The following is a 25,683-nucleotide window of genomic DNA, read 5'->3' on the forward strand; positions in this document are numbered from 1 at the left end:
GTACCTGATTAATCTACGAGGGAGCCTGTCGGTTCCCTTTTTTAATGCTTCTTATATGCCGGCGCGATTTTTGCTGACCAGGCTTCTGCCCGGGTAATGACGCCTGCGTCATAAATCGGTTGCTCATAGCCATTGTCTGCATCCCGAACGCGGTAAATTTTCCAGCGTCCCTCCTCCCAACGGGTATAAACTTCCAGATGGATGGGGGTTGACTCTGTACCCAACTGAACATCCACTTTTTCGCCGCCGAGGAAAGGGTGCGGCTGCCCAACCCGTAACTGTGGAATCCACTCAGGCGCATAGTCCTGCGCATACATAAAATAATCTGCCTCCACAATCTCCTGCTCATAAAGAGACTGAATCAGCGCCAGGCGATGAATAACTTCTTTAGCAACGTAGTGTTGCATTAAGGCGTTCGAGTCGTCACGGGTATCCAGATCGTTCGTAAATGTCGTCATCCATGAGGTGTAGAACTGCTTCACGGTCTGCTTGCTGTCGCGATGAGGCGTAGAGCAACTGCAAAGCAAGAGAATTAGCGCAACAAGGGAGAACGTTTTCATTAATTCTTCCTGTAGATGGTATATGAGGGCCTGGCTGCCCGGTAGCCCGGGCCGGCCCACATATCGCGTTGTTTAAAATCCGAATACCACTCTGCACCATCGTATATCGCCATGTGACCGCTCGGGTTTCCGCCAGCGTAAGGTTGAATAATGATGACATCACCCTCGCGCGGCGTTTCATAGGTACCAATAGTGGTAAATCCGGCGCTTCTTAACATTGGGCCATAATCTTTCGCATGATAGGTATGCCCCAGCGTGATACCGCCTGCCTGAATTGCCTTTCGGGTAAATTCCGCACACCGACCTTGAGAATGAGAGCCTGCATGCGCTTTGGCATAATTAACCGCCATCCTTTTATCCCAGCTCATAATGATTCCTGTTAATAAAATACGTAATAGCAATTACGTAATGCTTTAACAGTATTTGATTTGGGAAGCATGACAGATAGTGCTATTACTATTTTCAATATAATAAATTTAAATATTTATTAATTAGTGAGATTGATAAATCAAGACCAATTCATTCAACATTAAATATCATTCTGCGGTATCAGCATTATTTTTTATCGGCATATCGCCATAGCGCGACGGCCAGATCTCCTGCGGAGTGACGCCAAGCGCGTCCGCAATAATTCGTTCGGCTCTCGGCCATGAGCGGGTAAAGACATTGCGCAGTGAATCAGGTGATAAACCGGCCTGACGGGAAAGATCTCTGAGCGTAATACCTCTTTTTTCCAGTGCGCTTTTAATATCTGCACGATGCCAGTCTTGGCTTTTTGGTTCCATTCTGTAATCCTAAGAAGATGTGTTATCGGCGCCGATATTTTTAAGATGAAAATTAGCGTGTGAAAAAGAAAGTTACTTTCTTTTTCACCCTAAGAATAGTGCCAGAAAGAAAGCGAAATTTCGCGCAAAAGAAGAAATATTTTTATTTTATCAGGGGAAAGGAAAGAAACCGATGGCAAAGGAATGGTTCACGGTTAAGGAATGTCTTGGCTTACCGGGATTCCCGGGAAGCGAGCCTGCGGTTCGCGAACGTTTGTATAAGTACAGCGAAGGGAAAGAGGGCGTCAGGCGTAAGCGTGTTAAATCAAAGGCCGAGGAGTTCCATATCTCTGTTCTCCCTCTCTATGTTCATCGTTATCTGGACGACAGCGGAGAGGAACCGACGCCAGAGCCCATTTCCTTACAGGAGGCGGAGCCTAAAGATATCTGGGAGATGATGTTCAGGTTACTGACGCCAGAACAGCGCAAGCAGGTGACCGGACGGTTTAGGGTGAAAGGGATGAAAGCCGTCTTTCCCTTTCTGTTTGATGATACGCCGCCACGTTGATACCCTGGCTGCAATTTCAAGGTTGACAAGTTTCGCGTCTCACAGGCAGACTTCACGCTCTACATTATCCTTCTGATAATGCGTAAGCGTTTAACGTTATCCAACGCACCTTAATCCTGACGCTCAGGTAGAGGGGGCGTGGCATTTCCCCGCCTTACTCTGCATTCTGGAGTAATGCATGACAGCAGTAAGCCAAAAAACAACGACCCCGTCTGCGAATTTTTCGCTGTTTCGCATCGCCTTTGCGGTTTTTCTGACCTATATGACGGTCGGCCTGCCGTTACCGGTCATTCCGCTTTTTGTCCATCACGAACTGGGCTATAGCAATACGATGGTTGGTATCGCCGTGGGCATTCAGTTTTTGGCGACGGTATTGACGCGCGGCTATGCCGGACGGCTGGCGGATCAATATGGCGCTAAACGATCGGCGCTACAGGGGATGCTCGCCTGTGGACTGGCGGGCGCCGCATGGCTGCTGGCTGCGCTGTTGCCGGTTTCCGAGCCGGTAAAATTCGCGCTGCTTATTGTCGGGCGCTTAATTCTCGGTTTCGGCGAAAGTCAGTTACTGACTGGCACATTAACCTGGGGGATGGGGCTGGTGGGACCGGCACGCTCCGGGAAGGTGATGTCATGGAATGGAATGGCGATTTACGGCGCGCTGGCGGCCGGTGCGCCGCTGGGATTATTGATTCATAGCTATTTCGGTTTTGCCGCTCTGGCGGGGGCGAGCATGGCGTTGCCGCTGCTGGCGTGGGCGTTTAACGGCACGGTGCGCAAAGTGCCTGCTCATGCGGGTGAGCGCCCGTCGCTGTGGAGCGTCGTCGGGCTTATCTGGAAACCGGGGCTTGGCCTGGCGCTACAGGGGGTAGGGTTTGCCGTTATCGGCACTTTTATTTCACTTTACTTCGCCAGTAACGGTTGGGCGATGGCAGGGTTTACGTTAACCGCTTTTGGCGGTGCGTTTGTACTGATGCGTGTACTGTTCGGTTGGATGCCGGACCGCTTTGGCGGCGTTAACGTGGCGCTTGTCTCTTTACTGGTTGAGACGGCAGGACTGCTGCTCTTGTGGCTGGCGCCGACGGCCTGGATAGCGCTGGTAGGCGCGGCGCTCACCGGGGCTGGGTGCTCATTGATTTTCCCGGCGCTGGGCGTGGAGGTCGTGAAACGCGTACCTTCCCAGGTTCGCGGTACGGCGCTCGGCGGCTACGCCGCGTTTCAGGATATCTCCTATGGCGTTACCGGCCCGCTGGCGGGCGTGCTGGCCACGTCATGCGGCTATCCTTCCGTATTCCTGGCGGGAGCGATCTCCGCGGTGGTTGGTATTCTGGTGACGATTTTATCGTTCCGGCGCGGCTAAGAAACCAGCCAGAAAAGCGCCAGTACAATCAACAGCGCAATAAACAACAGGCCTGGTCGCGCTGACAGATTTTTCACGGTTTCAATCATCGGCGCGAACGGGCGGTAGATGGGTTGAATGGAGAGCGGTTCCAGCTCATCAGCCTCCCGCTCTACGCGACGCAGGAAAATATGGTTAAGTAAATCCTGCACCTGGGCGGTTGTCAGCACCGTTTGCGGCTGAATTTGATAAGTGTGCTGCGCATACTCTTTGATCGCCGTGAGCTCGTCCGGCTCCAGCGGTTGTTTTAACGCTGCCTGAAGCGTATGCAGCGTAGGCGCGTGTTGTAGCGACAGCGTTTGCCGCGCCTGTAGCCACGTCGCCAGATGGGTAAACTGCTTTGCCGGAATGAGTTCGCCGCTTTTCACGCCGGAGAGTTCCAGCATCGATTGCCAGATAAGTTTACTTGACTCGCCGGTCGCGGCCGCCAGCTTCGTCACCAACTGATTCAACGTATTATGTTCAGCAGGCAATAATGGCCGATCCGTTGCCGGACGTTGCTGCGGCTGCGGAATGGAAAGCTGCCCCTGTTGCAGGAGCGTCAGCACGTTTTTGAGTTGATCGGGCGTAAGCTGGCTAAGCGCGGTTTGGCCGTATTGCTGACGGATAAAATCGCTGACGGCCTGACGATTATTCCCGACGCCAAGCAGCTCCGTTAGCTGTGAAAGCACCTGACGATTGGCGTGATTTTGCTGCGCTACGCCCAGACGCTGGGTGAGATTCTGTTCAGCGGCGGGGAAGTGGCGCGACAGTAGCGGCGCGTCATTTTTTATCCCCAGATCGTGTTTCATTCCGGCCCATACCTCCGCGCTTTGCTGCTGGGTCAGTGAAATCAGGCGCGTTATCAGCCTTTCCAGCACCGTACGCTGTTGCATGGAAAGCGGCTGCTCGCCCGCAGCGGAAAGAGGACTCTGCCCTTCGCCTGGAGGCTGAGCGGGGGCACCGGAGATGGGATGCATAATTAATTATCCTTTAACCATAAATCTGAGCAATATATTCCTGGCGGCCAGATTATGGCACACTTGTCCGGTTAACTCTCGTTCTCAAACAGGTACGACAGTCGTGAAAATTCTCGTTGATGAAAATATGCCTTACGCCCGCGAATTATTTAGCCGCCTGGGTGAGGTAAACGCGGTGCCGGGTCGCCCGATCCCCGTTGAAGAATTAAACCATGCCGATGCGTTAATGGTGCGTTCGGTCACGAAAGTGAATGAATCGCTGCTGAGTGGTACGTCGATTAACTTCGTCGGTACTGCTACGGCAGGCACCGATCATGTAGATGAGGCATGGCTGAAGCAGGCGGGCATCGGTTTTACAGCCGCGCCCGGCTGTAATGCTATTGCGGTGGTGGAGTATGTGTTTTCAGCGCTGTTGATGCTGGCCGAACGTGACGGCTTTTCATTACGCGATCGCACAGTAGGGATTGTCGGCGTGGGTAACGTCGGAAGCCGGCTACAGACAAGGCTTGAAGCGTTGGGTATCCGCACGTTGCTGTGCGATCCGCCACGCGCCGCACGCGGGGACGAGGGGGATTTTCGTACGCTGGATGAGGTGGTGCGGGAAGCGGATGTCCTGACTTTCCATACGCCACTCTATAAAGACGGTCCGTACAAAACGCTGCATCTGGCCGATGAGGCGTTGATCCGCCGACTGAAACCCGGCGCTATTCTCATTAACGCCTGCCGCGGCCCGGTGGTGGATAACGCCGCGCTACTGGCAAGACTCAATGTCGGGCAGCCGCTCAGTGTGGTGCTTGATGTGTGGGAGGGTGAACCGGATCTTAACGTCGCGCTACTGGAAGCCGTGGATATCGGCACGTCGCATATAGCCGGCTATACGCTGGAAGGCAAAGCGCGCGGCACCACCCAGGTCTTTGAGGCGTACAGCGCATTTATCGGTCGCGAGCAGCATGTCGCGCTGGAGACATTACTGCCTGCGCCTGAGTTTGGGCGTATTACGCTTCACGGTCCGCTGGATCAACCGACGCTGAAAAGACTGGCGCATTTGGTGTATGATGTGCGCCGCGATGATGCGCCGCTGCGTAAGGTCGCCGGAATACCGGGCGAGTTCGATAAGCTGCGTAAAAACTACCTTGAGCGCCGCGAATGGTCGTCGTTGTATGTCATGTGTGATGACGCCAGCGCCGCCGCTTTATTGCAAAAGCTTGGTTTTAACGCGGTCCATCACCCGGCTCGTTAATCTCTTTTTTATCGCTCCCTGCTTGAGCGGGGAGCTTACGCTTTTCTGGAGTAAACCACCATGTCTGAAGGCTGGAATATTGCCGTTCTGGGCGCGACGGGCGCCGTAGGCGAAGCCCTGCTTGAAACACTGGCTGAACGCCAGTTCCCGGTCGGTGAAATTTATGCGTTGGCGCGTCATGAAAGCGCGGGCGAGCACCTCCGTTTTGGTGGCAAGTCGGTCATTGTTCAGGATGCGGCGGACTTTGACTGGACGCAGGCGCAGTTGGCGTTTTTCGTTGCTGGCGCAGAGGCATCGGCTGCCTGGGTAGACGACGCGACCAACGCAGGTTGCCTGGTCATAGATTCAAGCGGTCTGTTCGCGCTTGAGCCTGATGTGCCGCTGGTCGTGCCGGAAGTAAACCCGCATGTACTGGCAGATTACCGTAACCGTAACGTGATTGCGGTCGCCGATAGCCTGACCAGCCAACTGCTGGCGGCGCTCAAGCCGTTAATCGATCAGGGGGGACTGTCGCGCATCGCCGTCACCAGTATGTTATCAGCGTCCGCGCAGGGGAAAAAAGCGGTCGATGCGCTGGCCGGACAGAGTGCGAAGCTGCTTAACGGCATGCCGATTGATGAGGATGATTTCTTTGGTCGCCAGTTGGCGTTCAATATGTTGCCGCTGCTGCCGGATCGTGAAGGAAGCGTGCGCCAGGAACGTCGTATCGTCGATGAAGTGCGTAAAATTTTGCAGGATGATGGCGTGATGATCTCCGCCAGTGTCGTGCAGTCACCGGTGTTCTATGGCCATGCGCAGATGGTGAGCTTTGAAGCGCTTCGTCCGCTGGCGGCGGAAGAGGCGCGCGAGGCATTTTCCCGCGGCGAAGATATCGTACTGTCAGAAGAAACGGATTACCCGACGCAGGTGGGCGACGCTTCCGGCAATCCACAGCTTTCTGTTGGCTGTGTACATAATGATTACGGTATGCCGGAACAAATTCAGTTCTGGTCAGTGGCGGACAACGTGCGTTTCGGCGGCGCGCTGATGACCGTTAAAATTGCGGAGAAGCTGGTGCAGGAGTATCTGTACTGATGTCCGGGCAGCAATCATCGCCGGTCTATAAAATTGCGCTGGGCATTGAGTACGATGGCAGTAAGTATTATGGCTGGCAGCGTCAGAATGAAGTGCGCAGCGTGCAGGAAAAGCTGGAAAAAGCGCTCTCGCAGGTGGCGAATGAACCTATTAACGTGTTCTGCGCCGGGCGTACCGATGCCGGCGTTCACGGCACCGGGCAGGTTGTCCATTTCGAAACGACTGCATTGCGCAAAGATGCGGCGTGGACGCTGGGGGTAAATGCGAATTTGCCTGGTGACATTGCCGTGCGCTGGGTGAAAACTGTTCCGGATGATTTTCACGCGCGTTTTAGCGCTACGGCTCGCCGTTATCGCTATATCATCTACAATCATCGACTGCGTCCTGCGGTGTTAGCAAAAGGCGTGACGCATTACTATGAGCCGCTGGATGCAGCGCGGATGCATCGCGCGGCGCAGTGTCTGCTTGGCGAAAATGATTTTACCTCGTTTCGCGCGGTGCAGTGCCAGTCGCGTACGCCGTGGCGTAATGTGATGCACATTAACGTTACCCGCCACGGCCCTTATGTGGTGGTCGATATCAAAGCGAATGCCTTTGTCCATCATATGGTCAGGAATATTGTCGGCAGCCTGCTGGAAGTAGGCGCTCACAACCAGCCGGAGAGCTGGATCGCAGAGCTGTTAGCAGCGAAGGACAGAACGCTGGCGGCGGCAACGGCGAAGGCGGAAGGCCTATATTTGGTTGCGGTGGATTACCCTGACCGGTTTGACCTTCCAAAACCGCCAATGGGCCCGCTATTTCTGGCGGACTAATCCGAATCGCATACCCGAAACGTGTTGGGTAGAAAGGCAAAGGCAAATATGGACCTGATCTACTTTATTATTGATTTTATCCTGCACATCGATGTGCATCTGGCGGAACTGGTCGCGGAGTACGGCGTCTGGGTGTACGCCATTTTGTTTTTGATTTTGTTCTGTGAAACCGGCCTGGTCGTCACGCCGTTCCTGCCGGGCGACTCGCTGCTGTTTGTCGCCGGGGCGCTGGCTTCGCTGGAAACCAACGATCTCAATGTGCATATCATGGTGGCGTTAATGCTGATCGCCGCGATTGTTGGCGATGCGGTGAATTACACCATTGGTCGACTGTTCGGCGAAAAACTGTTCAGTAATCCGAATTCAAAAATTTTCCGCCGCAGCTACCTGGATAAAACCCATCAGTTTTATGAAAAACACGGCGGTAAAACGATCATTCTCGCTCGCTTTGTGCCGATCGTCAGAACCTTTGCGCCGTTTGTGGCAGGGATGGGGCACATGTCCTATCGGCATTTTGCCGCCTATAACGTCATCGGCGCGCTGCTGTGGGTGCTGCTCTTTACCTACGCTGGTTATTTCTTCGGTACGATACCGTTGATTCAGGATAACCTTAAGCTGCTGATTGTCGGGATTATCGTGGTTTCGATATTACCAGGCGTCATTGAGATTGTTCGGCATAAGCGCGCTGCGTCGCGTGCCGCAAAATAGAAAGTAACTCAGCGGTTCGACCACTTTTTTATCCAAAGTTTCGGGCTGTTATGTTTTAATGTGCAACATTCATGGTCTGTTGGGGGCAAAAATGGCATTATGCGCCCCTTATAATAAAGCTGACTAAGGTTCAGGCAGAAAGGTCACCAATGAGCTGGATTGAACGAATTAAAAGCAACATTACTCCCACCCGCAAGGCAAGCATTCCTGAAGGGGTGTGGACCAAGTGTGATAGCTGCGGTCAGGTTTTATACCGCGCTGAGCTGGAACGTAATCTTGAGGTCTGTCCTAAGTGTGACCATCATATGCGCATGTCGGCGCGCAATCGCCTGCATAGCCTGTTAGATGAAGGTTCCCTTGTGGAGTTGGGTAGCGAGCTGGAGCCTAAAGACGTGCTCAAGTTCCGCGATTCCAAAAAATATAAAGACAGACTGGCGTCCGCGCAGAAAGAAACCGGCGAGAAAGACGCGCTGGTGGTCATGAAAGGGACGCTTCACGGTATGCCGATTGTCGCCGCCGCGTTTGAATTCGCGTTCATGGGCGGATCAATGGGGTCTGTCGTTGGCGCACGCTTCGTTCGCGCTGTTGAACAGGCGCTGGAAGACAACTGTCCGTTAGTGTGTTTCTCTGCTTCCGGCGGCGCGCGTATGCAAGAAGCGCTGATGTCTCTGATGCAGATGGCGAAAACCTCGGCGGCGCTGGCTAAAATGCAGGAACGTGGTCTGCCCTACATCTCAGTGTTGACCGATCCGACAATGGGCGGCGTTTCCGCCAGTTTTGCAATGCTGGGCGATCTCAACATCGCCGAGCCAAAAGCCCTCATTGGCTTCGCCGGTCCGCGTGTTATCGAACAAACCGTCCGTGAAAAGCTCCCGCCGGGATTCCAGCGCAGTGAGTTCCTGATCGAAAAAGGCGCGATCGATATGATCGTCCGCCGTCCGGAAATGCGCCTGAAGCTGGCGAGCATTCTGGCGAAGCTGATGAATCTGCCTGCGCCGAACCCGGACGCCCCGCGTGAAGGCGTGGTGGTGCCTCCGGCGCCGGATCAGGAGTCTGAGGCCTGATAACTGAAAAGGGCAGGGCCGCAGGCTCTGCCCTTTTGCTTTTCACCGTAAAGAAGCAGCGGAATCAATGAAAAACAAATCTATACCTCAAGCTGCGTCGCCCCTGGCCTCGTGGCTTTCTTATCTGGAAAACCTGCACAGCAAGAGTATCGATTTAGGCCTTGAACGCGTAAGCCAGGTGGCAGCGCGTCTGGACATCCTCAAACCTGCGCCATTCGTTTTTACCGTTGCGGGAACCAACGGCAAAGGTACGACCTGTCGAACGCTGGAGTCAGTGTTAATAGCGGCGGGATATCGTGTGGGCGTCTATAGTTCGCCTCATCTGGTACGTTACACCGAGCGCGTGCGCGTGCAGGGGAAAGAATTAGCGGAATCCGCGCATACCGCGTCCTTTGCGGAAATAGAAGCGGCGCGCGGCGATATTTCATTGACCTATTTTGAATATGGTACGTTGTCGGCATTGTGGCTGTTTAAACAGGCTAACCTTGACGTGGTGATCCTGGAGGTGGGGTTGGGCGGGCGCCTGGACGCCACGAACATTGTGGATGCCGATGTGGCGGTAATTACCAGCATCGCGCTTGACCACACTGACTGGCTGGGGCCGGATCGCGAAAGTATCGGCCGCGAGAAGGCCGGGATTTTTCGTGCGGAAAAACCCGCTATTGTCGGCGAACCGGAAATGCCGGCAACCATCGCGGATGTTGCGCAGGAGACCGACGCGCTGCTGCGGCGTCGCGGTGTTGACTGGTGTTATGAGGCGACAGCGACCCACTGGGCGTTTACCGATGGCGACGGCACGCTTGCCGGATTGCCGTTGCCGCAGGTTCCCCAGCCGAATGCCGCCACCGCTCTGGCCGCGCTGCGCGCCAGCGGGTTGAACATTGACGAACAGGCGATTCGCGACGGTATTGCACAGGCTACCTTGCCGGGACGTTTTCAAATTGTGAGTGAGTCGCCACGCGTTATCTTTGATGTCGCCCATAATCCCCACGCGGCGGAATACCTGACGGGTCGTCTGAAAACGTTGCCGAAACGCGGGCGTGTGCTTGCGGTGATTGGTATGCTGCATGATAAAGATATCGCCGGAACGTTAGCCTGGTTGAAAAGCGTGGTTGACGACTGGTATTGTGCTCCGTTAGAGGGGCCGCGCGGCGCGACGGCGGAACAACTTCTGGAACATCTGGGGAAAGGGAATGTCTATGATAGCGTCGCGCAGGCATGGCAGGCCGCCATCGACGCGGCGCAGCCAGAAGATACCGTGCTGGTGTGCGGATCATTCCACACCGTCGCACATGTTATGCAAGTGATAGACGCGGGGAGAATCGGTGGCGAGTAAGTTTCAGAATCGTTTAGTCGGCACGATTGTGTTAGTCGCGCTGGGGGTTATTGTGCTTCCCGGTCTGCTGGACGGACAGAAAAAGCATTATCAGGATGAATTTGCTGCGATTCCACTGGTACCGAAGCCTGGCGACCGTGATGAGCCGGATATGATGCCTGCCGCAACGCAGGCGCTGCCGACACAGCCGCCGGAAGGGGCGGCTGAAGAGGTGCGGGCGGGAGATGCGGCAGCGCCGTCGCTGGACCCGTCGCGCATGGCGTCTAACAATGTCGAGCTTGATCCGATACCGGTGGAGACGCCTAAACCGCAACAGCCGGTTGTCGCCGCTTCCACGCCGACGCCCGCGCCGAAACCGGCCGCCGACGATAAACCTGCGCCGACCGGCAAAGCCTATGTCGTACAGTTGGGCGCGCTGAAAAATGCGGATAAAGTCAACGAGATAGTCGGCAAGCTTCGTTCCGCCGGGTTCCGGGTTTATACTTCCCCCTCAACGCCGGTACAGGGTAAAATAACCCGTATTCTCGTCGGGCCGGATGCATCGAAAGATAAGATGAAAGGATCGCTTGGCGAGCTCAAGCAGATTTCCGGGTTAAGCGGCGTGGTGATGGGGTATAGCCCGAACTAAGCCGCGTTTTGCCTGATGGCGTGCAGCGTTAAGGCCTACGATGATTCATCCGGTAATGCCTGAAGTTCTGTAGGCCGGATAAGGCGTTTACGCCGTCATCCGGCAGAAGGAATGAACCTGATGCCCTGCGCTTATCAGGCCGATGGCGGCTCTTCTGGTCGTGCCCGAAGAGATAAAAAGTGTGATGGCGTTGAATATTTTTTCAGCGCCATTTTTATTTACGCGCGGGAAGGAAATCCCTACGCAAACGTTTTCTTTTTCTGTTAGAATGCGCCCCGAACAGGACGACAGGGCGTAAAATCGTGGGACATCTATGGTCTGGATTGATTACGCCATTATCGCGGTGATTGCTTTTTCCTGTCTGGTTAGCCTGATCCGCGGCTTTGTTCGTGAAGCGTTATCGCTGGTGACGTGGGGTTGTGCTTTCTTTGTCGCCAGTCACTACTACACTTACCTGTCTGTCTGGTTTACGGGCTTTGAAGACGAACTGGTTCGTAATGGGATTGCTATCGCGGTACTGTTTATTGCGACGCTTATCGTCGGCGCTATCGTGAATTTTGTGATAGGTCAGCTAGTAGAAAAGACCGGCCTGTCGGGGACTGACCGGGTGTTGGGGATCTGTTTCGGCGCATTGCGAGGCGCGCTGATTGTCGCCGCCATTCTGTTCTTCCTCGATACCTTTACCGGCTTGTCGAAAAGCGAAGACTGGAGCAAATCGCAGCTCATCCCGCAGTTCAGCTTCATCATCAGATGGTTCTTTGACTATCTGCAAAGCTCGTCGAGTTTCTTGCCCAGGACGTAATAGGTTCTGAGATGTGGCTTAACGAGGAAAATGACGTATGTGCGGTATTGTCGGTATCGCCGGTGTTATGCCGGTCAACCAGTCGATTTATGACGCGTTAACAGTGCTCCAGCATCGTGGTCAGGATGCTGCCGGCATCATCACCATTGATGCGAATAACTGCTTCCGCTTGCGTAAGGCAAACGGGCTGGTGAACGATATTTTTGAAGCTCGCCACATGCAGCGTTTGCAGGGCAACATGGGGATCGGCCATGTGCGTTACCCTACCGCAGGCAGCTCCAGCGCTTCCGAAGCGCAACCTTTTTACGTCAACTCGCCGTATGGCATCACGTTGGCCCATAATGGCAATCTGACTAATGCGCACGAGCTACGTAAAAAGCTGTTTGAAGAAAAGCGCCGTCATATCAACACCACCTCCGATTCCGAAATCCTGCTCAATATTTTCGCCAGCGAGCTCGACAACTTCCGTCACTACCCGCTGGAAGCCGACAATATTTTTGCCGCGATTGCCGCGACTAACCGTCAAATCCGCGGCGCCTATGCATGCGTGGCGATGATTATCGGCCACGGCATGGTGGCTTTTCGCGATCCGCACGGCATTCGCCCGTTGGTGCTGGGTAAGCGTGACGTTGGCGATGGTCGTACGGAGTATATGGTCGCTTCTGAAAGCGTGGCGCTGGATACGCTGGGCTTTGAATTTCTGCGCGATGTCGCGCCGGGCGAAGCTATCTATATTACCGAAAAGGGGCAACTGTTCACGCGCCAGTGCGCGGATAATCCGGTCAGTAACCCCTGTCTGTTCGAGTACGTTTACTTTGCTCGTCCGGACTCCTTTATCGACAAAATCTCCGTCTACAGCGCTCGTGTGAATATGGGTACCAAACTTGGCGAAAAAATCGCTCGTGAATGGGAAGAGCTGGACATCGACGTTGTGATCCCTATCCCGGAAACCTCCTGCGATATCGCGCTGGAAATTGCCCGTATTCTCGGCAAGCCGTACCGCCAGGGATTTGTCAAAAATCGCTACGTGGGACGTACCTTTATCATGCCAGGCCAACAGCTACGCCGTAAATCCGTGCGCCGTAAGCTCAATGCTAATCGCGCGGAATTCCGCGATAAGAACGTCCTGCTGGTGGATGATTCCATCGTGCGTGGCACCACATCAGAGCAGATCATCGAAATGGCCCGGGAAGCAGGCGCGAAGAAGGTGTACTTGGCGTCTGCCGCGCCGGAAATTCGTTTCCCCAACGTTTATGGCATTGATATGCCGACGGCCAATGAGCTGATCGCGCATGGCCGCGAGGTGGATGAGATTCGTCAGATCATCGGCGCAGACGGGCTTATCTTCCAGGATCTGAACGATCTGATCGAAGCCGTACGCGCGGAAAATCCGGATATCCAGCAGTTTGAATGTTCGGTATTTAACGGGGTATATGTCACCAAAGACGTAGACCAGCAGTACCTCGACTTCCTGGATTCATTACGTAATGACGACGCCAAAGCGGTGTTGTTCCAGAACGAAATGGAAAACCTGGAAATGCATAACGAAGGCTAATGGCTTTGCCAGCGGCGCGATGCCGCTGGCCGATGTCAATTACGCACCACGCCGAAGCGGATAGCGTATTTTTGTACTTTGTACTGTAACGTGGTGCGGGATACGTTAAGGCTGCGGGCCGCGGCGGCGATGTTTCCCTGATGCGTATCCAGCGCGGTTTCTATTAAATGCCTTTCGTAGTTGGCAACCCGTACCTCCAGAGACCCTTCATACTGCGGATCGGGTGACGAGGGAAGGGGATTTTCCGGCGCGGTTTCCGGTACGCCTAAATTTAACTCGTCCTGTTCAAAAATGATGTGTTTGAGCAGCCCGTCTTTTTCCTGCATGATCATGCTGCGTACAATCGCGTTTTCCAGCATCCTGACATTACCCGGCCAGGCGTGATTGAGCAGGTCATTACGCGCCGTCTCGCTTAATCCGTGAATATCCTGCGGCACGTCATTACGGTATTTATCAATAAAATAATTCGCCAGTAAGGGAATATCTTCCGGGCGGGCGCGCAGCGGCGGTAGCGTCAACATTCCGACGCTCAACCGATAAAAAAGATCTGCCCGCAGGCGTTCTTGTTGAATTAATTTGACGGGCGCTTCGTTCATGGCGGCAACGATCCTGACGTCAGAGTGGAGTTGCTGTTGTCCGCCGAGCCGCCAGAAGGTTTTATCCTGCAAGAATCGCAGCAGCTTACTTTGCATCTCTATCGGCATGGCGTTCAGCTCATCAAGAAAGAGCGTTCCCCCGTTTGCCAGCTCCAGATAGCCCTGGCTATTTTCCGCGCCGGTATAGGCGCCGCGCACGGTGCCGAAAAGCGTACTTTCGATAAGCGTAGGCGGTAGAGCGCCGCAGTTCAGGGCGATGAACGGTTTATTCGCCCGCTTGCTGCATTGATGTATCAGGCGGGAAAATAGTTCCTTACCCGTTCCCGTCTCCCCGACAATCGTCACCGGAATATTACTGGCGGCCAGCCGTTTGGCTTTGGCGATATTACTGAGCATTTCCGGGTTTTCGGTAATAATGGCGTGGTGCTTCTCATGGTGATCGGCATACAGCAGTTGGTTCAGTTCTACCACCTGTTCCTGGAGCCGTCTGACGCCAGACATATTCCTGCCGATTTCGATAACGCCGACCATACCGCCATCGCTTGCATAGAGCGGCGCGGTGGTGTGCTGATAGTCAACGGCCTGGCCTCGCGCATTGTAATAAATTTGATAATGACCAATGTATTCCACGCCTTTTTTTAACGATGAAAGCATCGTACTTTGCGTCTCTTTCATGCCCGGATAGACATCCAGCATATGTTTTCCCATTGCCCGTTCAATGCTGTAGCCGTCCAGATCCGCGCTTTCCTGATTGTAGTAAACGTATTCACCACGCTCATTAATGACGGCTAACGGCTGATGAATCAAATCGAAAAAGCGGGAAAACATCCTGAGCGCCGAGGCCAGTTCCTGATTGGTGGATGCCATACGCGCATTCCTCATATCTATTGCTCATGTTGCCATTATAAAAGTGACGAATTTTCGTCGTTGTGATGAATAGCAAACTCAATGACGAAAATGAGAAAAAGGTTATTTTCATAACCTATTGATTATTTTGATAAAAAATAGTGGCATGCCTTTTGCTTTATCCCTGTAAAGAATGCGGATTTTTACCATAAACATTAAGCAGAGGGCGTTATGACTGACTCGATTATGCAGAATTACAACCAGCTACGTGAGCAGGTAATCAACGGCGATCGCCGTTTCCAGCACAAAGACGGTCATTTGTGTTTTGAAGGGGTCGATCTGGACGCTCTGGCGCGCCAGTATCCCACGCCATTTTATGTGTTTTCTGAGCCGGAGATTATTCGTAACATTCATGAAATCCAGCAGGCATTTGCGGCGCATAAGAATACCAAAACCTTCTTTGCGTCAAAAACCTGCTCGGTCATGGGCGTGTTGAAAGCCATTCGTGACGCCGGAATTTGCGCGGAGGCAAACTCACAATATGAGGTTCGCAAGTGTCTGGAGATAGGCTTTCGCGGCGATCAGATCGTCTTCAACGGCGTGGTGAAAAAGCCTGCCGATCTGGAATATGCCATCGCTAACGATCTGTATCTTATTAATGTTGATAGCCTGTATGAGCTGGAACATATTGATGCCATCTCTCGCAAGCTGAAGAAAATCGCCAATGTTTGCGTCCGCGTAGAGCCGAATGTTCCCTCGGCGACGCATGCGGAATTGGTTACCGCTTTCCATGCGAAGTCGGGTCTCGACCTGGAACAGGCGGAAGAAACCTGCCGCCGCATTCTGGCAATGCCTTATGTACATTTACGCGGTTTGCATATGCATGTGGGCGATCAGGTGCCGGAGTCAGAGCCTTTCGCAAAAGCGACCAAAGTGCTGGTGGATGAATCCCGTCGCCTGGAAGAAGTGCTCGGTATTAAATTTGATTTGATCAACGTGGGCGGCGGAATTCCGGTTCCCTATAAATATGACGACGAGAATGGCGACCCGTTAAAAGATAATATGTATGCCGGTATTACCGCTCAGGATTTTGCCGATGCGGTCATTCGCGAAGTGCATAAATGGCGTACCGATGTGGAAATATGTATTGAACCGGGACGTAAAGTGACCGGGTCGGCGGCGGTTTTACTGACGGAAGTCTCCTGCGAAAAACGTAAAACAAATTACGATCTTAACGGCAATGTGGAATGCCACGTTGAATGGAAATTTGTCGACGCTGGTTACAGCGTACTCTCTGACAGCCAGCATTTTGACTGGTTCTTTTATGTCTATAACGCCTCTCGCATGACGGCAGCGCACGACGCCTGGATAAAATTAGCCGGGCCGCTGTGTGATGGCGGAGATTATTTCCACATGGGAGTGAAAGGCGAAGAGTTTTTACTGCCGAAGGAGACTCATGTTGGCGATATTGTCGCGTTTCTTGACGCCGGGGCATACACCATTGAAAGTCAAACTGTTTATAACAACCGTCCGCGCACGGGCGTGGTGATGATCGATAAAAATGGTGAGACGCGTCTGATTCGTCGGGAAGACAGTTACGAAGATATGGTCAAGTACGACATTTATTAATACTGTTTTGGGCTTCAGTTTCATGCTGAAGCCCGTCGTCAGATGATAAGAAGAGGGCAGTGATGCCTGAATGCATAACAGGAGATGGCCATGAGTAACACGAATTCTGGCTTACTTGGCATCAAAGACATTGTCTTTATGAATGTCATCGCTATTCTGAGTTTGCGGCAAATCCCTAACGTGGCGCCTTACGGGGCATCGGCCATGTTGTTATGGGTGATAGCCGCATTCTGTTTGTTTTTTCCTTTAGCGATGGTATGCGGCGAGCTGTCAACCGGCTGGCCGAAAGATGGCGGGATATTTGTCTGGATTAAAGAGGCATTTGGTAAACGTATTGCATGGATTGTAGTGGTTTGTTTTCTCTTTTCCTGCGTACTGTTTTTCCCATTAATGTTGCAATTCGGCTTTACCGCGCTGGGCTATATGATCGGCGGCGGCCTGGCGGAAAATAAAGCGTTTATCGGTATTGGTTCCGCGGTGATTTTCTGGCTATTAACGCTGATGAATATCCGCGGGATGGAATGGACAAAAATTATTAATAGCATCAGCGCCTGGTGCGGCGTATTTATTCCCTCCGCCATCCTCATTTTGCTGGCGGTGGTATGGCTATGTACCGGACACCAGATGCAGACAGACTACGCTACAGCGAAAAACTGGATTCCGGATCTCGGACACTGGGATACGATCGTTTTCTTATCCAGCATGATGTTTGCGTTTGCCGGACTGGAGGTCGCCCCGATGATTGCCGGGCGTACCCGTAATCCACAGCGTGATTTTCCGCGAGCGATGGCCGTCTCCGCCGCCGTTATCGTTGGGATCTATATGGTCGGCACCTGGGCGCTAAATACGCTTTTACCCGCCGGGAAAACAGACATCGTGGCAGGCGTCATGCAGGCTATGCATGCTGCTGCGGACACGCTGCATATGCCGTGGTTAATTCCTGTTATGGCCATCTGTATGTTTTTTGGCGCTCTCGGGCAGATTAACTCCTGGCTGGTGGGGCCGATTTATATGCTCCAGGAAGCCTCGCGTGAAGATAATCTGCTGGGGGACCGAATCGGCAAATTACATCCGGTGTGGAAAACTCCCGCCTTTGCCTTGACTGTACAGGCGATTATTGTCACGGTCCTGTGTTTTTCGACTTTTATTTCGCCAAGCGTTGCGGCGGCTTACTGGATGTTAACGGCGCTAACGACCATCACCTATTTTATTCCTTATCTGGTGATGTTCCCGGCGTTCTGGCGTTTACGTAAGACTCAGCCGGATACGCCAAGAAGTTTTAAAATTCCGGGCAAGGTTTTACCGGCTATTTTACCCGCGCTGGGCTTTCTTTCTATCGCCTTTGCCGTTGCGCTGTTATTTATTCCGCCTTCTCAAATTGATATGGGCGGATATTTCCAGTACGCCGGGAAAATTATTGGCGGAGCCGTGCTGGCGGTTGTCGTCGCGGAGTACATTTACCATCGGGCGCAGAAACGTAATGCCCGTTTAAGCATGGCGGGAGGAAAATAAAATGTATATGCCAGTTCTGGAAATAAATCTACGCAAGCTGGAAGAAAACGCCCGCACGGAAAAAGCTCTGCTGGCAAGCAGCGGTATTGACGTGATGGCTGTCAATAAAGTTTTTGACGGCTGCGTGGAAACCGCGCAGGCGGTGTTCAACGGCGGAATTACCGTTATTGCTGAATCACGAACCTATAATTTGAAAAAAATACGCGAGACAGGATGTACGACCTGCCTGTTACGCAGCCCGTGTCTGAGTGAAATCGAAGATGTGGTGCGCTACGCGGATATTAGTTTAAATAGCGAGCCGGTGGTATTACGGGCATTATCGCAAGAAGCCCAACGCCAGGGGAAAACGCATCAGGTATTACTGATGGTGGATATGGGCGATTTACGCGAGGGTATCTGGTTTGGTGAATATCAACGCATTCTTGAGACCGTGACTCTGATTACTGGTCTGCCCGGTCTGGAATTATATGGACTGGGCACCAACTTTAATTGTTACGGCACCGTGTTGCCAACGGTAAAAAATGGCGAGGATTTTCTGGCGCTGGCCGCCCGGCTGGAAGCCGACAGCGGTATTCCTGTCCGGCGGCTTTCTGCGGGAAACTGCACCAGCTATCACCTGCTGGATAAAGGTATCTGGCCGCAGGGGCTGAATCATCTGCGCATCGGCGGACTGCATGAATTCGGTATTGAATATGTGGACATGAAATACCTGAATGAATTTCACCACTCCGCAAAATCGGTCGATAAAGCCTGTTCCGATATGTATATCCTGGAAGCGGAAATCATCGAACTGAACCGTAAACCGACCGTCCCGGTCGGGGAGCTGGGCGTCGATGCCTTTTTGCAAAGTAAAACCTTTGTCGATCGTGGCATACGCCGACGCGCATTGCTGGCGTTTGGTCGTCAGGATGTGCCGTCGGATAACTGTGTGCCATGCGACGACGCTATCACTATCTTAGGACAAACCAGCGATCATACGCTGGTGGATATTGAAGATTGTCGTCAGTCGCTAAAAGTAGGCGATGTGGTTCGCTTTGAGCTGGATTATACGGGCCTGTTAATGGCCTGCCAGACCAAAGGCGTCGCCTGGAGGTTTACGCGTTAACGCATAACCGCCGCGGCTATGTCGCGGCGGCATCTTTGACCTCACGAAAGACAGGGAGTAACGATGGATACCCTGCAACAATCACCGCCAGCAGAGCCTGAAGGCGGTCTGCGGCGTAACCTGAAAAAGCGGCATCTGCTGATGATGTCGTTGGGCGGCACGATTGGCACTGGTTTATTTATTGGCATTGCCGAACCTTTAAGCAGTGTCGGGCCGGCGGGAACCTTACTGGCCTATCTGTTTGCCGGAACCATTATGCTGGCGACGATGATGTGTCTTGGCGAATTATCATGCGCCTTTCCTCACTCTGGCTCATTTCAACATTACGCGCTGATGTTTATGCCGTCACCTGGCTGGAGCTATACCATTGGCTGGCTTTACTGGTTTAGCTGGGTATTTTCCCTTGCGGCCGACCTCACTGCCGCAGGGTTTATTGCTCACCAGTTTTTCCCCGCGGTTCCGGTATATATGTTCTGCCTGGCGATTCTGCTCATCCTGACGGCCATCAATCTCACCTCCGCAAAAAGTTTTGGCGAATGCGAATACTGGCTTTCGGCCATTAAGGTCTTCGCGATCGTGCTGTTTATCTGCGCGGGCGGGGTCATGATCTACTCGCTAATGGGCCATAGCGACTGGCACCCGACGTTAAAAACAGACGGAATGTGGTTTCCCCACGGTTGGGAGCAAATTGTGGTCTGTATGACGATCGTGATTTACTCCTTCCAGGGGGTGGAACTGGTAGGAAATGCGGCAGGGGAGACCGAATCGCCGCACATTATTTTACCGAAAGTGATCCTGGGGATTGGTCTCAGAATCATTTTGTTTTACGGCCTGGCGATTGCGGTGCTGGCGCTGGTCTATCCGCATGAACTGACGCCAAATGGACAAAGTCCCTTTGTATGGGTATTCTCCCACGCGGGCATTCCGGGGGCGGATACGCTGATGACGCTGGTGATCTTTTCCGCCGCGGTTTCTGCCGCCAACTCGGCCATTTACGCCAGTTCGCGTATGTTATGGTCTATGGCGGGCGATCGCTTTGCGCCAGCCTGCTTTGGTAAAACGAACGGCGGCGGCGTGCCGGTGTATGCTATTTTAATCACGGCTTTGCTGGCGTTGGTGTCGTTGCTGACCCGCTATATTCCCGCGCAGCAATTTTATTTATATCTGATCGCCAGTACCGGGCAGGTGGGTTGCCTTGCATGGATAACCATCGGATGGTGCCAGTATCGCTTCCGGCAATCGGTGCGTAATGGAACGTACGCCAGCGATTTGCTACGCTATCGATCGCCGCTTTTCCCCTGGACGGCCCGATTTGTCATTATCACCAATTTTGCCATTATGGTCGGCACCTGGTTTAGTGAGCAGGGGGTAGTGATAATGTTGGTTGAGCTGGCTTTTATGATAGGGATTCTTTTGTCATGGTATCTCTTCAAACCCACTTTGAACCGATTACGTAACACAGTGGGATGAACGGCGCTCGTAAACGGTAAGAGAACATGAAACGACTCATTGTAGGAATTAGCGGCGCCAGCGGAGCGATTTATGGCGTGCGCTTATTACAAATTTTGCGCGATGTCGATAGCGTGGAAACGCATCTGGTGATGAGCCAGGCGGCCCGGCAAACGCTGGCGCTGGAGACCCATTTTTCGCTGCGCGAGGTGCAGGCGCTGGCCGATGTGACGCACGATGCGCGCGACATTGCCGCCAGTATTTCCTCGGGCTCTTACCCGACGGCGGGAATGGTTATCTTGCCCTGTTCGATTAAAACGCTGTCGGGGATTGTCCACAGTTATACTGACGGACTGCTTACCCGCGCGGCGGATGTGATATTGAAAGAGCGGCGACCTCTGGTGTTGTGCGTGCGCGAAACACCGCTGCATATCGGGCATTTGCGTTTAATGACCCAGGCCGCTGAGATAGGCGCGGTGATTATGCCGCCAGTTCCGGCTTTTTATCATCTTCCACAGACGTTAGATGATGTTATAAATCAAACGGTTAACCGAGTTCTGGATCAGTTTGACATCCCCCTTCCGCACGATCTTTTTGTTCGCTGGCAGGGCGCATAGCGTTGTCTGTTTAGCGTGCATTATTGTCCCTGTTGCCCTGTTTCAGGGCAATTTTGTAACCGCGATCATATCCTCAACATTTAATTCGTTAAAAGCCGCCGAAACGCTGCGGTTCAACCGCCATACCTGCTATCTTCAACATCAGGACAATATTGCAACGTTTTATTAACAAATTTAACGTCAAATAGTTTTGCTGACGTGAAAATGGCATAAGACCTGCATGAAAAAGTCTGCAAACACACAACACCACGTAAAACATAAGAAAATGACGCCACTTGAGGGGTATGTATGAAGAAGACCGTTCTCGCTTTGTCTTTGCTGATAGGTCTGGGCGCGGCGGCGGCCAGCTACGCCGCGCTCCCGCAAACGGTTCGTATTGGAACGGATACCACCTACGCGCCTTTCTCATCGAAAGATGCTAAAGGCGACTTTATTGGCTTTGATATCGATCTCGGTAATGAAATGTGCAAGCGTATGCAGGTGAAATGTATCTGGGTTGCCAGCGATTTTGATGCGCTCATTCCCTCACTAAAAGCGAAAAAAATCGATGCCATTATTTCATCGCTCTCTATCACCGATAAACGTCAGCAAGAAATCGCGTTTTCCGACAAACTTTACGCGGCGGATTCACGCCTGATTGCGGCAAAAGGTTCCCCCATTCAGCCGACGCTGGAAGCACTGAAAGGCAAGCATGTCGGCGTGCTGCAAGGGTCCACGCAAGAGGCTTACGCCAATGATAACTGGCGAACTAAAGGCGTGGATGTGGTGGCTTATGCCAACCAGGATCTTATCTATTCCGATTTGACCGCGGGTCGTCTGGATGCCGCATTGCAGGATGAAGTCGCCGCCAGCGAAGGATTTCTGAAGCAGGCAGCGGGTAAAGAATATGCGTTTGCCGGCCCTTCCGTGAAGGATAAAAAATATTTTGGTGACGGGACGGGGGTTGGGCTGCGCAAAGACGATACCGAGCTAAAAGCTGCGTTTGATAAAGCGCTCGCGGAACTGCGCCAGGACGGAACTTACGACAAAATGGCCAAAAAGTACTTCGATTTTAATGTCTACGGCGATTGAGAGAAGGGATAGCGCACCGCGTTGGGGAACTATCACGGTGCAAAATAGATGCCTTGCACCATTTTGGTGCATAAGCCGTTGCGGAACAGGCGCATAAATGCATACTTAATCGATTTTTATGCAAAATAAACCGGCTGACAAGGTAGAATGCTTTGCCTTGTCGGCCTGATTAATGGCACGATAGCCGCATCGGATCTGTAAAGATCTCCTATAAAGACAGTCTGTTGAGGATAGTTATGAAAAAACTGGCGTTATCCCTTTCTCTGGTGTTGGCATTTTCCAGCGCTACCGCAGCATTTGCCGCTATTCCACAAAAGATTCGTATCGGTACCGATCCGACTTACGCGCCGTTTGAATCCAAAAATGCACAGGGTGAATTGGTCGGCTTTGATATCGATCTGGCCAAAGAACTGTGCAAACGTATCAACACACAGTGTACGTTCGTGGAAAACCCGCTGGATGCGCTGATTCCATCTTTAAAAGCGAAGAAAATTGATGCCATCATGTCCTCGCTGTCCATCACTGAAAAGCGCCAGCAGGAGATCGCGTTTACCGACAAGCTTTACGCCGCCGATTCCCGTTTGGTGGTGGCGAAGAGCTCGGATATCCAGCCGACCATCGCGTCGCTGAAAGGCAAGCGCGTCGGCGTGCTACAGGGGACAACGCAGGAGACCTTCGGCAACGAGCACTGGGCGCCGAAAGGGATTGAGATCGTCTCTTATCAGGGGCAGGACAACATTTATTCCGATTTGACGGCTGGTCGTATTGATGCGGCGTTCCAGGACGAGGTCGCCGCTAGCGAAGGTTTCCTTAAACAGCCCGTCGGAAAAGACTACAAATTCGGCGGTCCATCGGTGAAAGATGAGAAGTTGTTCGGCGTAGGAACCGGTATGGGGCTGCGCAAAGAGGATAACGAGCTGCGTGAAGCGCTGAACAACGCGTTTGCTGAAATGCGTGCTGACGGTACTTACGAAAAGCTGGCGAAAAAGTACTTTGATTTTGATGTTTATGGCGGTTAATCACCGTCGGTGCAGATAAAGCCCAGAGAATGTTGATCGTCTGCATTGCCTGATGGCGCTGTGCTTGTCAGGCCTACGGGGAGCGTCGTAGGCCTGACAAGCACAGCCGCCATCCGGCGTGATGTGAGGCAAAAATGCAAAAGAGGCTTCTTACTTCACCACACACAACAGGACAGGCTGCATGTTGTACGGGTTTTCAGGCGTAATTTTACAAGGCGCGATCGTCACGCTGGAACTGGCGCTCAGTTCCGTGGTGCTGGCCGTGCTTATCGGTCTCGTCGGCGCGGGGGCGAAGCTTTCGCAAAACCGGGTAACGGGGCTTATTTTTGAAGGGTACACCACCCTGATTCGCGGGGTGCCGGATCTGGTATTAATGCTGCTGATATTTTACGGATTGCAAATCGCGCTTAACGTGGTGACCGATTCGCTGGGTATCGACCAGATAGATATTGATCCGATGGTAGCCGGTATTATCACCCTCGGTTTTATCTACGGCGCCTATTTTACCGAAACCTTTCGCGGCGCATTTATGGCGGTGCCGAAAGGCCATATCGAAGCGGCGACGGCCTTTGGTTTTACCCACGGGAAAACCTTCCGGCGGATTATGTTCCCGGCGATGATGCGTTACGCCCTGCCGGGGATCGGCAATAACTGGCAGGTGATACTCAAAGCGACGGCGCTGGTGTCGCTGCTGGGCCTGGAAGATGTCGTCAAAGCCACGCAGCTTGCCGGTAAAAGTACCTGGGAGCCTTTCTATTTCGCCGTGGTCTGTGGACTTATCTACCTGGTATTTACCACCGTCTCCAATGGTGTGCTGCTCTTACTTGAGCGTCGCTATTCCGTGGGCGTGAAGAGGGCCGATCTGTGATTGAGATTATTCAGGAGTACTGGAAATCCCTGCTGTGGACGGATGGCTATCGTTTTACCGGTGTGGCGATTACGCTGTGGTTGTTAATTTCATCGGTGGTGATGGGCGGTCTTCTGGCGGTGATTCTGGCGGTGGGCCGCGTTTCCAGTAATAAATTCATCCGTTTTCCCATCTGGCTGTTTACGTATATTTTTCGCGGCACGCCGCTGTACGTACAGCTACTGGTGTTCTATTCGGGGATGTATACGCTGGAGATAGTTAAAGGCACTGACCTTCTTAATGCGTTTTTTCGCAGCGGACTGAACTGTACCGTACTGGCGCTGACACTGAATACCTGCGCGTACACCACGGAGATTTTCGCCGGGGCGATTCGCTCGGTGCCGCACGGTGAAATTGAAGCGGCACGGGCCTATGGCTTCTCGTCATTTAAAATGTATCGCTGCATTATTTTGCCGTCGGCATTACGTATCGCCTTGCCTGCCTATAGCAACGAAGTGATTTTAATGCTGCACTCTACGGCGCTGGCGTTTACCGCGACGGTGCCGGATTTGTTGAAAATCGCCCGCGATATTAACTCAGCGACTTACCAGCCGTTTACCGCGTTTGGCATTGCCGCCGTGTTGTATTTACTCATTTCGTATGTCCTGATAAGCCTGTTCCGCCGGGCGGAAAGACGCTGGTTGCAGCACGTGTCCTCTAAATAATTCGAGTAACATGATGTCAGAAAATAAATTAAACGTTATCGATTTGCACAAACGCTACGGCGGTCATGAAGTGCTGAAAGGGGTATCGCTGCAGGCCAGCGCCGGAGATGTGATTAGCATCATCGGCTCGTCCGGCTCCGGTAAAAGCACTTTTTTGCGCTGCATTAACTTCCTCGAAAAACCGAGCGAAGGCGCGATTATCGTGAACGGTCAGAACATTAATCTGGTGCGTGACAAAGACGGACAGCTCAAAGTGGCGGATAAAAATCAGCTACGCTTGTTGCGTACCCGCCTGACGATGGTGTTTCAGCACTTTAACCTCTGGAGCCACATGACGGTGCTGGAAAATGTGATGGAAGCGCCGATTCAGGTACTGGGATTAAGCAAGCACGACGCGCGCGAGCGGGCGCTGAAATATCTGGCGAAGGTGGGGATTGATGAGCGCGCTCAGGGAAAATATCCTGTCCATCTTTCCGGCGGCCAACAGCAGCGCGTTTCTATTGCGCGCGCGCTGGCGATGGAACCTGACGTTTTACTGTTCGATGAACCTACTTCGGCGCTCGATCCTGAACTGGTCGGCGAAGTGTTGCGCATCATGCAACAACTGGCGGAAGAAGGCAAAACGATGGTGGTGGTCACGCATGAAATGGGCTTCGCCCGCCATGTCTCTTCGCACGTTATTTTTCTGCATCAGGGGAAAATTGAAGAAGAGGGCGATCCGGAGCAGGTGTTCGGCAATCCGCAAAGCCCGCGTTTACAGCAGTTCCTGAAAGGCTCGCTGAAATAAAAGAAACCCGGCGG

General features: G+C 52.8%; 26 protein-coding genes. 21 read left to right on the plus strand and 5 right to left on the minus strand.

The window, feature by feature from the left end; translation table 11 throughout:
• Positions 1-41: 41 nt before the first annotated feature.
• From AC3G3F_RS14205 to AC3G3F_RS14215, 3 genes are all read right to left on the minus strand, one after another.
• A complete protein-coding gene (locus AC3G3F_RS14205; protein WP_023247474.1) occupies positions 42-560 on the minus strand; it encodes a YqhG/Tai3 family protein in 519 nt (172 codons plus the stop codon).
• Entirely contained in the window at positions 560-928 is a 369-nt protein-coding gene (locus tag AC3G3F_RS14210; protein ID WP_023247475.1) for an NlpC/P60 family protein, read from the minus strand. The genes AC3G3F_RS14205 and AC3G3F_RS14210 overlap by 1 nt, the downstream gene beginning before the upstream one ends.
• A gap of 168 nt (positions 929-1,096) precedes the next feature.
• Complete coding sequence (locus tag AC3G3F_RS14215; RefSeq protein ID WP_023247476.1) at positions 1,097-1,345, minus strand: helix-turn-helix domain-containing protein; 249 nt, start codon at positions 1,343-1,345, stop codon at positions 1,097-1,099.
• 172 nt (positions 1,346-1,517) lie between these two features.
• Between AC3G3F_RS14215 and AC3G3F_RS14220 the strand changes: the two genes are divergently transcribed.
• Positions 1,518-1,892 carry a MerR family transcriptional regulator gene (locus AC3G3F_RS14220; RefSeq protein WP_023247477.1) on the plus strand — a complete coding sequence of 125 codons (375 nt, stop codon included), beginning with the start codon at positions 1,518-1,520 and terminating at the stop codon, positions 1,890-1,892.
• A gap of 178 nt (positions 1,893-2,070) precedes the next feature.
• Positions 2,071-3,249, plus strand: coding sequence for an MFS transporter (locus AC3G3F_RS14225; protein WP_079796495.1), 1,179 nt, complete (start codon positions 2,071-2,073; stop codon positions 3,247-3,249).
• Here AC3G3F_RS14225 and flk read toward each other — a convergent pair.
• Positions 3,246-4,247, minus strand: a complete 1,002-nt coding sequence (gene flk / locus AC3G3F_RS14230) for a flagella biosynthesis regulator Flk (RefSeq protein ID WP_023247479.1) — start codon at positions 4,245-4,247, stop codon at positions 3,246-3,248. The two genes, AC3G3F_RS14225 and flk, sit on opposite strands and share 4 nt — an antisense overlap.
• A gap of 103 nt (positions 4,248-4,350) precedes the next feature.
• On the opposite strand from flk, the gene pdxB reads away from it, so the two are divergent.
• From pdxB to purF, 9 genes are all read left to right on the plus strand, one after another.
• Positions 4,351-5,487: a 4-phosphoerythronate dehydrogenase PdxB gene (pdxB, locus tag AC3G3F_RS14235; RefSeq protein WP_023247480.1), complete on the plus strand. Its 1,137-nt coding sequence runs from the start codon at positions 4,351-4,353 to the stop codon at positions 5,485-5,487.
• A 60-nt stretch (positions 5,488-5,547) separates the two neighbouring features.
• Entirely contained in the window at positions 5,548-6,561 is a 1,014-nt protein-coding gene (locus AC3G3F_RS14240; RefSeq protein ID WP_023248528.1) for an aspartate-semialdehyde dehydrogenase, read from the plus strand.
• Positions 6,561-7,373: a tRNA pseudouridine(38-40) synthase TruA gene (gene truA, locus AC3G3F_RS14245; RefSeq protein WP_023247482.1), complete on the plus strand. Its 813-nt coding sequence runs from the start codon at positions 6,561-6,563 to the stop codon at positions 7,371-7,373. The genes AC3G3F_RS14240 and truA overlap by 1 nt, the downstream gene beginning before the upstream one ends.
• Before the next feature lie 48 nt (positions 7,374-7,421).
• On the plus strand, positions 7,422-8,081 hold the full coding sequence (locus AC3G3F_RS14250) for a DedA family protein (RefSeq protein ID WP_000364312.1): 660 nt from the start codon (positions 7,422-7,424) through the stop codon (positions 8,079-8,081).
• Between the two features lie 149 nt (positions 8,082-8,230).
• On the plus strand, positions 8,231-9,145 hold the full coding sequence (gene accD / locus AC3G3F_RS14255) for an acetyl-CoA carboxylase, carboxyltransferase subunit beta (RefSeq protein ID WP_023247483.1): 915 nt from the start codon (positions 8,231-8,233) through the stop codon (positions 9,143-9,145).
• A gap of 67 nt (positions 9,146-9,212) precedes the next feature.
• Positions 9,213-10,481 (plus strand): bifunctional tetrahydrofolate synthase/dihydrofolate synthase, encoded by a 1,269-nt coding sequence (gene folC, locus AC3G3F_RS14260; protein ID WP_053507772.1) that lies wholly within the window; start codon positions 9,213-9,215, stop codon positions 10,479-10,481.
• Positions 10,471-11,109 (plus strand): cell division protein DedD, encoded by a 639-nt coding sequence (dedD, locus tag AC3G3F_RS14265; protein WP_488395200.1) that lies wholly within the window; start codon positions 10,471-10,473, stop codon positions 11,107-11,109. The genes folC and dedD overlap by 11 nt, the downstream gene beginning before the upstream one ends.
• 313 nt (positions 11,110-11,422) lie before the next feature.
• Complete coding sequence (gene cvpA, locus AC3G3F_RS14270) at positions 11,423-11,911, plus strand: colicin V production protein (protein WP_000262102.1); 489 nt, start codon at positions 11,423-11,425, stop codon at positions 11,909-11,911.
• Between the two features lie 37 nt (positions 11,912-11,948).
• Complete coding sequence (gene purF / locus AC3G3F_RS14275; RefSeq protein WP_023178212.1) at positions 11,949-13,466, plus strand: amidophosphoribosyltransferase; 1,518 nt, start codon at positions 11,949-11,951, stop codon at positions 13,464-13,466.
• Positions 13,467-13,501: 35 nt separating this feature from the next.
• On the opposite strand, the gene AC3G3F_RS14280 is transcribed toward purF, so the two are convergent.
• Complete coding sequence (locus tag AC3G3F_RS14280) at positions 13,502-14,929, minus strand: sigma-54 interaction domain-containing protein (RefSeq protein WP_079796851.1); 1,428 nt, start codon at positions 14,927-14,929, stop codon at positions 13,502-13,504.
• Positions 14,930-15,139: 210 nt separating this feature from the next.
• Between AC3G3F_RS14280 and dokD the strand changes: the two genes are divergently transcribed.
• The 10 genes from dokD to hisP all read left to right on the plus strand — a co-directional run bounded on the left by dokD (position 15,140) and on the right by hisP (position 25,669).
• Positions 15,140-16,537: an ornithine/lysine decarboxylase DokD gene (gene dokD / locus AC3G3F_RS14285; protein WP_079796497.1), complete on the plus strand. Its 1,398-nt coding sequence runs from the start codon at positions 15,140-15,142 to the stop codon at positions 16,535-16,537.
• Between the two features lie 90 nt (positions 16,538-16,627).
• Positions 16,628-18,049, plus strand: coding sequence for an APC family permease (locus tag AC3G3F_RS14290; RefSeq protein WP_023178218.1), 1,422 nt, complete (start codon positions 16,628-16,630; stop codon positions 18,047-18,049).
• 1 nt (position 18,050) lies between these two features.
• Positions 18,051-19,154, plus strand: coding sequence for an alanine/ornithine racemase family PLP-dependent enzyme (locus tag AC3G3F_RS14295; protein ID WP_079796498.1), 1,104 nt, complete (start codon positions 18,051-18,053; stop codon positions 19,152-19,154).
• Between the two features lie 63 nt (positions 19,155-19,217).
• Positions 19,218-20,624: an amino acid permease gene (locus AC3G3F_RS14300; protein ID WP_053507769.1), complete on the plus strand. Its 1,407-nt coding sequence runs from the start codon at positions 19,218-19,220 to the stop codon at positions 20,622-20,624.
• 26 nt (positions 20,625-20,650) lie between these two features.
• Entirely contained in the window at positions 20,651-21,220 is a 570-nt protein-coding gene (locus AC3G3F_RS14305) for a UbiX family flavin prenyltransferase (protein ID WP_000825682.1), read from the plus strand.
• Positions 21,221-21,508: 288 nt separating this feature from the next.
• A complete protein-coding gene (gene argT / locus AC3G3F_RS14310; RefSeq protein ID WP_023248524.1) occupies positions 21,509-22,291 on the plus strand; it encodes a lysine/arginine/ornithine ABC transporter substrate-binding protein ArgT in 783 nt (260 codons plus the stop codon).
• Between the two features lie 236 nt (positions 22,292-22,527).
• Entirely contained in the window at positions 22,528-23,310 is a 783-nt protein-coding gene (gene hisJ, locus AC3G3F_RS14315; RefSeq protein ID WP_053507768.1) for a histidine ABC transporter substrate-binding protein HisJ, read from the plus strand.
• 181 nt (positions 23,311-23,491) lie between these two features.
• On the plus strand, positions 23,492-24,178 hold the full coding sequence (locus AC3G3F_RS14320) for a histidine ABC transporter permease HisQ (RefSeq protein ID WP_023248522.1): 687 nt from the start codon (positions 23,492-23,494) through the stop codon (positions 24,176-24,178).
• Positions 24,175-24,882 (plus strand): histidine ABC transporter permease HisM, encoded by a 708-nt coding sequence (gene hisM / locus AC3G3F_RS14325; RefSeq protein WP_000569771.1) that lies wholly within the window; start codon positions 24,175-24,177, stop codon positions 24,880-24,882. The genes AC3G3F_RS14320 and hisM overlap by 4 nt, the downstream gene beginning before the upstream one ends.
• 13 nt (positions 24,883-24,895) lie before the next feature.
• A complete protein-coding gene (gene hisP / locus AC3G3F_RS14330; protein ID WP_002954133.1) occupies positions 24,896-25,669 on the plus strand; it encodes a histidine ABC transporter ATP-binding protein HisP in 774 nt (257 codons plus the stop codon).
• Positions 25,670-25,683 lie beyond the last annotated feature (14 nt).

The organism is Salmonella sp. FC25216, assembly GCF_057751355.1.